Source organism: Chryseobacterium sp. FH1 (assembly GCF_000735135.1).
In the GTDB taxonomy this organism is placed as follows: Bacteria; Bacteroidota; Bacteroidia; order Flavobacteriales; family Weeksellaceae; genus Epilithonimonas.
In genome coordinates this window covers 1-11,365 of the sequence record NZ_JPLZ01000001.1, presented here as the reverse complement: position 1 = coordinate 11,365, position 11,365 = coordinate 1, and the positions used below count along the sequence as shown (strand labels likewise).

Annotated in this window: 10 protein-coding genes; 4 read left to right on the top strand and 6 right to left on the bottom strand. The window is 37.5% G+C overall.

The window, feature by feature from the left end; translation table 11 throughout:
* Nucleotides 1–64: 64 nt before the first annotated feature.
* Nucleotides 65–307, top strand: a complete 243-nt coding sequence (locus IO90_RS00050) for a VF530 family DNA-binding protein (protein ID WP_034962712.1) — start codon at nt 65–67, stop codon at nt 305–307.
* An 87-nt stretch (nt 308–394) separates the two neighbouring features.
* Here the strand turns inward: IO90_RS00050 and IO90_RS00045 are convergent, their stop codons facing one another.
* From IO90_RS00045 to IO90_RS00035, 3 genes are read right to left on the bottom strand one after another with little or no spacing between them, the layout of a single operon-like run.
* On the bottom strand, nt 395–772 hold the full coding sequence (locus tag IO90_RS00045) for a YchJ family protein (protein ID WP_034962710.1): 378 nt from the start codon (nt 770–772) through the stop codon (nt 395–397).
* The gene (locus tag IO90_RS00040; RefSeq protein ID WP_034962708.1) at nt 769–1,212 is read right to left on the bottom strand and encodes a hypothetical protein; all 444 of its coding nucleotides are present in this window, start codon (nt 1,210–1,212) and stop codon (nt 769–771) included. Before IO90_RS00040 ends, IO90_RS00045 begins: the two co-directional genes overlap by 4 nt.
* Nucleotide 1,213: 1 nt before the next feature.
* Nucleotides 1,214–3,313, bottom strand: a complete 2,100-nt coding sequence (locus IO90_RS00035; RefSeq protein ID WP_034962706.1) for a M3 family metallopeptidase — start codon at nt 3,311–3,313, stop codon at nt 1,214–1,216.
* 425 nt (nt 3,314–3,738) lie between these two features.
* On the opposite strand from IO90_RS00035, the gene IO90_RS00030 reads away from it, so the two are divergent.
* On the top strand, nt 3,739–4,269 hold the full coding sequence (locus tag IO90_RS00030; protein WP_034962703.1) for an SRPBCC family protein: 531 nt from the start codon (nt 3,739–3,741) through the stop codon (nt 4,267–4,269).
* A 63-nt stretch (nt 4,270–4,332) separates the two neighbouring features.
* On the opposite strand, the gene IO90_RS00025 is transcribed toward IO90_RS00030, so the two are convergent.
* Nucleotides 4,333–7,149 carry an alpha-amylase family glycosyl hydrolase gene (locus IO90_RS00025; protein ID WP_034962701.1) on the bottom strand — a complete coding sequence of 939 codons (2,817 nt, stop codon included), beginning with the start codon at nt 7,147–7,149 and terminating at the stop codon, nt 4,333–4,335.
* A gap of 421 nt (nt 7,150–7,570) precedes the next feature.
* Between IO90_RS00025 and IO90_RS00020 the strand changes: the two genes are divergently transcribed.
* Both IO90_RS00020 and deoC read left to right on the top strand, forming a co-directional pair.
* Nucleotides 7,571–8,041 carry an Lrp/AsnC ligand binding domain-containing protein gene (locus IO90_RS00020; RefSeq protein WP_034962700.1) on the top strand — a complete coding sequence of 157 codons (471 nt, stop codon included), beginning with the start codon at nt 7,571–7,573 and terminating at the stop codon, nt 8,039–8,041.
* 132 nt (nt 8,042–8,173) lie between these two features.
* Nucleotides 8,174–8,917 carry a deoxyribose-phosphate aldolase gene (deoC, locus tag IO90_RS00015; RefSeq protein ID WP_034963126.1) on the top strand — a complete coding sequence of 248 codons (744 nt, stop codon included), beginning with the start codon at nt 8,174–8,176 and terminating at the stop codon, nt 8,915–8,917.
* A gap of 79 nt (nt 8,918–8,996) precedes the next feature.
* Here deoC and IO90_RS00010 read toward each other — a convergent pair whose 3' ends face one another.
* Nucleotides 8,997–9,395 (bottom strand): VOC family protein, encoded by a 399-nt coding sequence (locus tag IO90_RS00010; protein WP_228374621.1) that lies wholly within the window; start codon nt 9,393–9,395, stop codon nt 8,997–8,999.
* A 32-nt stretch (nt 9,396–9,427) separates the two neighbouring features.
* Nucleotides 9,428–10,897, bottom strand: coding sequence for an alpha-amylase (locus IO90_RS00005; protein WP_034962696.1), 1,470 nt, complete (start codon nt 10,895–10,897; stop codon nt 9,428–9,430).
* Nucleotides 10,898–11,365 lie beyond the last annotated feature (468 nt).

Below are 11,365 nucleotides of genomic sequence, written 5' to 3'. Positions count from 1 at the left end.
ATTATAAAAAAAATCTTTGCAGACTTTGCGTTTAAAATTACATTAAAATCAATAATTTTACAAAATGGAACAAACTTCGAAAGACCCTTTACACGGCAAAAGACTCGACGCGATTTTGGAAGAATTGGTGGATTATTATAATGGTTTCGAAGAATTGGGGAAACAAATCAACATCCGATGTTTCAACGCCGACAATCCAAGCATCAATTCCTCACTGAAATTCCTGAGAAAAACCGATTGGGCAAGAGCAAAAGTGGAAAGTTTGTATCTGTATGTTTTGAGACAGAAGAAGAAAAAAGGATTGTAAAGAACATTTCCATCCTCAGTGACATTTCTAAGAGTAGATAATTTTATCCATTGTCAGGCTGAGGCTCTCGAAGCCCATTAATGAAAATCAATCCAAAAATACTCCGCTCACATAATACCAGCGATTCTGAATCGTCTTGAAAGTCGATAACTCGTGATGAACTTGCGGATTTCCATCTTCATCCGTGTAAAACGCTTTGAACTCCACCTTGTTCATTGACGGCGTATCCACGATTTCCAACTTCGTCCAATCATTGATTTCGCCCCATTCTTGCAAGCTTTTTTTGTTATGGAATTTCCGTTTCGATGGAAGCGTTGTTTCCCACAAATATTCACCATTTGGAATGGCAAACGCTGAAAAACGAGAACGCATCAAAGCTTCAGCAGTTGGTGCAGATTTTTCTTTTTTGTGATAAGGTTGACAACAATCTTTGTAGGATTTTCCGGAACAGCAGGGACAATTCAATAGTTAGATTTTTTATTTATTAGTTCTAAGTAAACTTTCTCAAGATTTACATAATCAGTTTTCCAGTCATATTCAGTTTTCGGAATTCTTTTTATTTCCAAATTATTAATTTCGATATTGTCCAAATAATCAAATGTATTTGCATCTTCAGAGCCAAAATCCTCATCCCAAAAGTTTATTATATTTATCGATTCTTTTTCAATGAAAATAATTTCGCCAATTAGTCTTTTAAGATTCAAATAATAGTTTGAAATGTTTTTAATAAAATAAATTTCAATAGTATCATAGTAATCGTAAAACCTATCATTCCTGTAAAAATTGTTCTTTTTGTTCCAATCAGGTAAGTTGTCAAATTTTAACGAAATACCATTGTCCTCTATTAAGTCAACTTTCTTTAAATAAATTAAGTGATTTTCACTCTTGTTTTCTGTATTTCTCATTCTATCCGAAGGCTCTTTTCAATAAACTCTCAACTTTCGGCTCACTTCCACGGAACGCTTTGAACAATTCCATCGGGTCCTTGGTTCCGCCGCAAGAAAGAAGGATTTTATATTTTGAAGCAATTTCCGGATTGAATATTCCATTCTCTTTGAAATATTGAAACGCATCCGCATCCAAAACTTCCGCCCATTTGTAAGAATAATAACCAGCCGAATATCCACCTTGGAAAATATGTGAAAAACTAGGTGCAGTCGCCGTTTCCGGATTCGAAGGATAGATACTTGTAGCCTCAGTTTTTTCAACTTCGTACTCTTTCACGCTCAAACGCTCCAACTCTCCAACTTCCGAATGAAACGCCATATCCAACAAGCCGAGACCAACTTGTCTCATCGTTTGATAGCCTTCCATAAACGATTTGCTTTGAGATAACTTCTCAATTTTTTCGTCTGGTAAGATTTCTCCGGTTTGATAATGTTTGGCGAAGGTTTTCAAAAATTCTGGTTCGTAGCAGAAATTTTCTAAGAATTGAGAAGGCAATTCCACGAAATCCCATTTCACGGATGTTCCGGACAGATTCGGATATTGTGTGTCTGCCAAAACGCCGTGAAGTGCGTGACCAAACTCGTGGAACAAGGTAGTCACTTCCTGGAAAGTCAGTAAACTTGGTGTGTCTTTCGTCGGTTTTGTAAAATTACAAACCACTGAAATATGCGGACGGGAATTTTCGCCGTCTTTTTTGTATTGATTTTTATAACTCGTCATCCAAGCGCCGGCACGTTTTCCTTTCCGAGGATGATAATCGACGTAAAGAATTGCTTTTAGCGATTGGCTTTTGGCTTCTTGCTTTTCGTTTGTCAGGCTGAGGTTCTCGAAGCCTTCTGCATTTCCATCTTCCAACTTCCCGCTTCCAACCTCAAAAATCTCATAAGTCTTCACATCTTCGTGGTATTTCTGAACGTCATTGATTTCTTTAAATTCTAATCCGAAAAGCTTTCCTGCTAACCCAAAAACTGCTTCCTGAACTTTCTCCAATTGGAAATAAGGTTTCAGTTCTTCATCATCAATATCGAATTTTTGTTTTCTTAATTTTTCAGCGTAGAAAGCGTGGTCGTAACTTTGGATTTCTTCGATTCCGTCGGCTTTTGCTAAGGTTTTTAATTCCTCGATTTCTTTTTGAGCGAATGGTTTTGCTTTGTCCAGAAGTTCGTTCAGGAATTCAAACACTTTTTCCGGCGATTTTGCCATTCTTTCCTCCAAAACGAAATTTGCGTAATTCTTATAACCCAACAATTCCGCTTTTTCCTGACGAAGTTTCACGATTTCTTTGATGAGGTTTTGATTGTCAAATTCGCCGCCATCAAAGGATTTTTTTCCGTTTGCTAATGCCAATTCTTTTCTCAATTCACGGTTTTCTGCATAAGTCAGTGCAGGAAGATAACTTGGATATTGAAGTGTAATCACGTAACCTTCTAAATCTTTTTCCTTTGCATCTTCCTCGTATTGCTCAAGAATCGCTTCCGGAATTCCTTTCAATTCTTCTTTTTTTGTGATGTGTTTGAAATAAGCGTTGGTCGAAGCCAAAGCATTTTGTCCGAATTGAAGCGACTTGATGGACAAATCCATATTGATTTTCTCCAGTTTCTTTTTGTCTTCTTCATTTAATAAAGCTCCGCTTCTCACAAAACCTTTGTAAGTTTCATTGAGCAACATTTTTTGTTCCTCGTTCAATGACAAAGTGTCTTTTTGGTCGTAAACGTTTTTGATTCTTTCGAATAATTTTTCGTTTTGAGAAATTTTGGAAGAGAATTCGGTCAAAAGTGGTGAAACATCTTGCGCGATTTTCTGGATTTCGTCGTTGGTTTCGGCTGAATTAAGATTGAAGAAAATACTGGAAACTCTGTCCAATTGTTCGCCGGAAAATGCCATTGCCTCAATTGTATTTTCGAAAGATGGATTTTCTGGATTGTGTGTGATTTCGTCGATTTCTTTTTCAGCGGTTTTTACCAATTCCTGAAATGCGGGAAGGTAATGTTCTTCTTTGATGTCGCTGAAAGGTGATGAGGTATATTTGGTGTTGAATTTTTCTAAAAGTGGATTCATATTTTGATTTGAATTTTTACTATTTAAATTTAATGTGAGACTCTTCGACTCCGCTGAGAGTGACATCGCTAATAAATTGTTATATGCGAACTGTCAGGCTGAGCGGAGTCGAAGCCTTTTTGTTATTTGGTTGAAATCACAAATTTAGTACCTAAAGTTGAAAGTATGACAAAATTGCGCCCCGACTTGCCTCTCTATTTTGAATATATTTTATTTGAATCGGCGAACCACTTCGTTAGGTTTGAACGGAGCTCTTTTTGTCATTGCGATTTTGTAAAAGTTCTACTGATTGCCAAACGTGGTTCGCAATGACAAAAAAGCGGGAGTGGAAGGCGGAAATTGGCGCCCAAATAAATATTGCCCTAAGAAAAGTTTTTGTATTTAATTTCTTTTTAGATTTGTTAGTAACTCAAACTATGTAAATTATGAAGAAATTTTTGAAAATTATTGGCATAATCTTAGCGATTTTCATTGCTTATTGCGTGATTGCAATGTTGTTTTTCGACAGCAAATGTCATAACGAACAATCTCTCGTTATCAATGCTCCGAAAGAAAAAGTTTGGCAGAATGTGAATTCTATGAAAGCTTTTAACACTTGGAATCCTTGGATGAAGTACGACCCAAATCTGGTTGTGACTTACAAAGGCACAACTGGCGAAGTGGGTGACGGCTACACTTGGAAAGGAAATGATGATGTGGGCGAAGGCGAACAGGAAATTACTGCGATTGTCCCTAATGAAAAAGTGGCGACAAGTATGCACTTCATCAAACCAATGGATGATACAGCAACTTCTGATTTGCTTTTGGCTTCGGAAGGTTCCGGAACAAAAGTGACCTGGAATATTGATTATGAAATCGAAACGCTTTTCAAACCGATGAAACCGATGATGACCTGGCAAATGAACAAGTCATTCTCGGAAGGTCTTGGAAAACTGAAGGAACTTGCAGAAAAATAAAAAACAAAAATCGCCTCGAATGTTCGAGGCGATTTCATTTTGATTTGAAAAATTTATTTTGTCTTATTTGATGATCAGCTTGGAAACTGCCAAGCCGTCATCTGATTTCAACTGGACCAGATAAATGCCAGAAGTCAATCCATTGACAGAGAGTGTTTCGTCTCCTTTGGCAGATTTTACGCCGAATGTTTTAACCAATTTTCCGTTGATATCGAAAACGTTGATTTGTCCGTTTTTCGCTTTGTTGTATCTGATTTTCAACAATCCATCTGTTGATGGATTTTGAGTAATTTGAAGTGAAGTTTTGTTGATGTCAATTTTAGTTTCGTCTGTTGCCAAAGCTGTTTGGTTACCATAGATTCTAAACTCTCCCGGCTGTAGAACTACCGTCGTAGAAGCGCTTGCAGACATAGAAGTATTGTTCATCAAGTTGTACCAAGTTCCGGAATATGGGAAGCTAGGTGTCACTGTCTGTGCAGTAGTCGTGAAGTTGGCAACTACGACAACATTTTTCAAAGAGCTTGTAGGTAAAGCGTCATTCCAAATGAAGATTCTTGGCAACAAGTTTCCAGATTCTACAGTGAAGGTAGTTGTGTCAAAAACTTGGCTTGATAATCTGATTTCCAAGATTTTTGCCCAGGTGTCGTAGATGGATTTTCTTTCTGCATTGGTATCGTAACCTAATGAGAATGCTACAGGTTTTGGAGAAAGTCTACAATCGTTGCTGATGGTTCCATTCTCACATCTGTTGATACTGAATTCGTACCCAAGTTCTCCAAACTGCCAAATCATCTTTGGACCTGGAACCGTTAGAAACACTGCGCCAAATGCTTTTTGTCTTTCCAATGCTGTAGAAAGGTTTTTCACATTTCCGTTTCCGAACGTTAGGTTTTTGTACATCAAACGCTCTTCGTCGTGGCTTTCGCCGTAAGTTACATTTCTTCTTTCGTTGAATTCGTGGTTTTCGAAATCAGCTCTGTTGAAGTTACTGTTGGCATCATAACCCATCGTGTTTTGTCCGTATGGTCCAGTGATGTTGTCCCACATCATTACGCCTTTTCCTTCGTTCAGTCTGTAATTTGCCCATTCTTTCTCTTCTTGATTTCCTCCCAAATGTTCGAAAATAATGTAAGAAGTTGGGTCGTGAGACCATTGGTAATCTGAATATAATTTCAGAACGTCCACTCTGTCTTGTTGGTAAGAACCTGTACAACCTTCGTCAGAAGCAGTACAATTCTGGGTAAATCCTTTTGTAAGATCCCAACGGAATCCGTCCACCTTATATTCTTTGATCCATTGTTCCAAAACTCTGTTCACAAAATATCTTGTGTCTGGTTTTGAATGGTTGAAGTCATTAAACACATTGTAACTGTGTGTAGGCAATTGGTTGAAATAAGGATTATTGGATGCTGTAGAACCATATCCAGTTCCTGATGGATCATTCATCCAAAGTCTTTGAAGTGGTGATCTTCCAGTCGCGTGGTTTAGTGCAATATCCAAAATTACGGCAATTCCGTTTTGGTGACACTTGTCTACAAATTCTTTGAATTTTTCCGGTGTTCCGTAAGCTTTGTCCAAAGCTAAGTGGAATCCAGGATTATAACCCCAAGAGTTGTTTCCATCAAATTCCATAATTGGCATTAGCTCGATAGCGTTGACGTTCAATCCTTTGATATAAGGGATTTTATCAATCATAGACTGCCAGTTTTGTTCTGCCGTGAAGTCTCTTACTAATGCTTCGTAGATAATAAGGTTTTGTTTTGCTGGTTTCTGGAAACTTGTAACAGTCCAGTTGTAAGCAGGTTTTGCTGTTTGGATTACAGAAACATCAAATTGTTGTCCTGCTGGGTAAGTGGGCAATCCAGGATAAGTAGTAGAAGAAATCCAAGGATCGTCATCCGGAGAAAGTACCAAAGTAGAATATGGATCCGCCACTTTCACACCATCACTGGTTCTGTATTGGAAAGTATAAACCTGTTGAGGTGTCAATCCTGTGATTTCTAACCAATATAAATTGGTGTTGTTTGTATCTCTCTTCATCACATAGTTAGAAGAAATCTGCCAATTGTTGAAACTTCCAATCACGTGAACATAGCTTTTAAAAGGCGCATACAATGCCAAACCAACTTTTGTAGGATCATTTGGATCGTAATTAATTCCCTGCCTCATGTAAGAAGGCATCGTTGCTGTCTGTACAGCCGGTGTTGGAGAAACAGAAAATTTCGAGGTTAAAACTGTTCCATCCGCAACACTGGTTGCAGTTAATTCGACTTGTGTATCGGCAGTCAAACTAAAAGTTTTAATTGTGGATGACACATTTGTTGCTGTGTGGATTACTGTTCCATTAGCTTTGATCTCATAATTTGCAGGTAGAGATGTACTGTAGATGATTGGATAATTGCTTCCGGAAGGTGCGAAATTAACGGATCCATTTTTCGGATTAGCATTCACAAATTGGAATCTTCCAACTTCGGAGAAGATGTCTTGGGATTGTCCGTTTCCAGTCTTAGTTTTAAGGAGGAATCCGATTTTTCCAATTCCATTTCTGTTGTAGAAAGTTCTTGGGACAAATGTGATGCTGTAAGTGTCATTTCCAGCATTGTAAGTTAATTTGTTGGTTTCGCTGGAAGCATTCCATGATCCGTTTGTAGGACAGTCTTGGCTATTTGAATCGTTGATGTCAAATGACCAGCTCCACAGATACAAAGCGTTGTTGGCAACGCCCCAGGTAGATTCATTGATGCTACTACCGTTGAAAGTGATGGTAATAGATTCATCCTCGTTGAAGGCAGGTGGGCTGATCGAGTACGTGACCGTCTGCGTCTGCGCATAGCTTAGGATCGCAAAAAAGAATGCGATCAGGTTGTAAAAATTTTTCATTGGGTCTATATATAAGTTTTTAAATATATCATTTTTCCATGATTCAAAATACTTTTTTTAATCAATGGTGATTTTTGTTTTTAACTCGTTGTTTAATAATGTTTTATGTTTGTTTTAAATTTAAAATTAATCTTTTTATTAATAATCTATTGATTTTGAATTAACCCAAATTTAACATTGAACTCAACTTGAAACTAAGTTTATTTTTAATCTATTTTATATGATTTTGAAAAATTAAGTATGATATATTTTTATAATTCATATTATTTTCTATAATTTTACAACCAAATGAAAAACAATAAACAATTATTTTAATTAAATTTTAATTTTTTTTAAATTAATGTAAAAATTAAAATTTAATGAGAATTATTTTGTTGTTTTATTTTTGTTATATTTAAAACATTAAAATCTATTATAAATTATGAAAAGTGCATCTGAATCCGGATACCATTTAGACGGAGTTGACAAAGAAATAGTCTATATGTTGATGGATAACGCAAAAACTTCCCTTGCACACATTTCCAAACATGTAGGGATTTCTACAACGGCGGTTCACCAGAGAATCAAAAAACTGGAACAGGCAGGCGTTATAGAAAATTCAATTTCTTTTCTTAATCCTAGAAAAATTGGATACAAAGTAGTTTCTTATATAGGAATTTTCTTGGATCAACCAAGCCATTACCAAGACGCGATCAAAAATTTGAATATGGTGAATGAAGTGGTGGAAGCGCATTACACAACCGGAAACTACACCATTTTTCTAAAAGTACTTTGCAAAGACAATGATCACTTGATGGAGATTCTGAACAAAATCCAAAAACTGAAAGGCGTTACCAGAACAGAAACAATTCTTTCTCTCGAGCAAAGCATCAGCAGACAGCTAAAAGTTTGATAAGAACCAATATAATCATAAAAAGGATGCAATTATTTGTGTCCTTTTTTTATTTTTGTAATTACAAATTTGCTATTGATCAATAGGCTTTAACTTTATTCATTATTAGTGAAAATCAATAAATATATTTCTATGGAAATCAATCAATTTTTAGATTCAACATATCTCAAAACGCCCGCTCAGTCTGGATTGTCAGAAGAACAAACCTTTGAAAAAGTAAGAGAATTGACAGATGAAGCAATCGTTTACAATTTTAAAGAAGTAATGATCCGTCCGAATTATGTCAAGTTAATTAAAGATTACCTCACAGCTCAGAATTCCGAAGTTTTGGTAGGAACGGTTATCGGCTTTCACGAAGGCACTTATTCTTTGGATGAAAAATTAGCTGAAGCAAACCAAGCGGTTTTGGATGGCGTGGACGAGTTGGATTACGTCATTAATTATGAAGCTTTCAAAGCTGGAGATTTAGATTTGGTCGAAAAAGAATTTGTGGAAGGAACCAAATTGGGTCTGCATTTCGACAAGACTGTAAAATGGATCATCGAGATCGCTGCACTTACAGATTCTCAAATTGCGGATCTGACAGCCAGCATTTGGAAATGGGCACAAGAAAACTTTGAGGAAAAAGATTTTTCAAAGATCTTCGTGAAATCTTCAACAGGTTTTTATGTGACAGAAGGCGGAAAACCAAACGGCGCTACTTTTGAAGGTGTGGCAATCATGTTGGACAATGCAGGTAAACTTCCCGTGAAAGCGGCTGGTGGCGTAAAAACGCCTGAAGATGCAGAAAAAATGATAAATTTAGGAATCCAAAGAATCGGAACGTCTGCAGCAAAAGCACTTCTTGGCGAAGGCTCAAGCGAAAGTGGATATTAATTGAATCCTTAATATAAAAATGCAAACCTCTCAGAAATGATTTTCGAGAGGTTTTTTTATTGTGTTAGCTACAATTATTTTAATTATCAGTCGGCTCCCAAAGCTCTAACTTATTCCCATCAGAATCCAGGATATGAACAAATTTCCCATGATCAGATTCCTCAATCTCATCAAGGATAGTGACGCCATTTTCCCTTAGATTTTTCACCAATTCCTCGATATTCTGAACGCGGTAATTGACCATAAATTCCTTTTTGGAAGGCTCAAAATAACTGCTTCCGCTTTTGAACGGACTCCATTGCAATTGATTCACTTCGTCTGGGTCAGTTATATTTCTGGACTCGAAAGTTGAGCCCCATTCGGTCATATCAAGACCAAGGTTCTTTGCGTACCAATCTCTGGTTTCCTTTGGATCATCAGACAAAAAGAAAATTCCGCCTATGCCCGTTACTTTTGGAGGTTTGTTTGAGTTTTCCATTGGCATAAATTAATTATAAATCAAATATAATATTAATTTGCCACCCAAATACTCACATTTCCCGCAGGACAAGGAAAATCTGCCCAGCCATTTTCGTCAATCGTGATTTTATCTTCCAAATGTCCGGTGAAGTCATAGAAGATTTGCCCAGCATATCGCTTCCCGATTTCCATTGGTTTGTGGTAAGCATCTTTGTTGCTTAGAACGACGGCACAACCAGAATGCTCATCATCACCTTCACGAATCCAGCCTAAGCAATTCGCATCTTCAAAGTAGTCTCTCTGTTCGCCATAAGCAAAATCCCTTCTCGCTTTGATGAGTTCTTCTATCGCATCCACTTTCTCGAGATGGATTTCATATTCATTCCCATCACTCCCGTTGTCTTTGTAGCTTGCGCCATAAAGGTCTGGATAGAAAACACAAGGATAACCATCTTTCCTCAACAAAATCAAAGCGTAAGCTAATGGCTTAAACCAAGTCTCCACCGGCGCTTCCAAAGCCTGAAGCGGTTGCGTATCGTGATTGTCCACCACAGTGACAGATTTGTCCGGATGAGAACCTACCAATGTTTTGCTGAAAATCTTTCTCAAATCGTAATCTGGCGTTTTAGAAGCTGTATGAAAATTATGCTGAAGCGACGAGTCAAATAGACTCATACAACCTTCCGTAGAATCAATATAGGCTTCCAAGTGTGGCAACAATCCCGGCGCCCAATACTCACCAACGGCAAAGATGTCTTTCCCTGTGTTGGAGCGCAAGAGCGTCAGCCATTCTCTGTAAAATCCGGGCGAAATATGCTTCACAGCGTCCAATCTCACGCCATCAAATCCCGTCTCATCGTGAAACCATTTCCCCCAATGGTTCAGTTCTTCGCGCACAAACGGACTGCGATGCTCGATGTCATTGTACATCAGATAATCGTAATTTCCTTTTTCCGTATCCACAATCTCATCCCAGCCATCGCCAAAATCATTGAAGATTTGAAAAATTGCCTGGTCCAAACCTTCCGCATAATCCACACCCGAGAAACAAGTGAAATCCCATTTGAAATTAGAATATTTGTCACCTCTTCCAGGAAATGTAAATTTGGTGTAAGACTCAATTTCCATCACATCAGAAATCACCTTGTCGCGGTCATTTTCGTCCACTTTCACCACACGGAATTTCTCCAATTCGTCACCGCCTGCTTTGTGATTCAAAACCACATCGGCAATCACCTGAATTTTATTTTCTTTGAGCGCTTTCACGGCTTCCAGATATTGCTCCTTCGTTCCATATTTTGTAGCAACGCCACCTTTCTGGTCAAATTCCCCCAAGTCGAACAAATCGTAAGGGTCGTACCCAACAGAAAAACCTGCGTTCGTACTTTTATAAGCAGGCGGAAGCCAGGCCGAAGTAATCCCAAGGTCCGACAAATATGTTGCTTGGTCTTTTGTATGTTTCCAAAGGAATGAGTCGCCATCGGTGTACCAATGGAAAAACTGTATCATCGTTCCGTTCATAAGAATGTAGATTTTTTCAAATTATTTAATTAGATATTCCGTTCTATGAAAATATCAAGCCAAGGAAATTGAGGAAGAAACAAGAGAAAAGTAAAAAGAATCAAGAGAGAAAGCCTGGTAATTATTTGGGCGCCTTTATCCGTCTTCCGCTCCCAATCTTTTTGCCATCGCTAATTCCAGCCACAAAAAAGGATTTCCGCTCCTTTAGATTTGCAATAATAAAATATGATTGGAAAATATTAAATTTAGAAAAGAGAAAAGCATTTAATTAAACTTTGCTCCGCTCCGGGAAAAACCGATGGCTTGATTTAGAATTAAATGCTCTTTCTTTCATTGAGATTCAAATAGAAATTAGGGATCTAAGCCCATTATTAAGGAGTTGAATTGAATGAAAGTTTCTCTTTCCTTTTGTTTAATTGGTAAATTCAAAATTATGAAAAAAACGGCAATCGGCATTGATATCAGTGC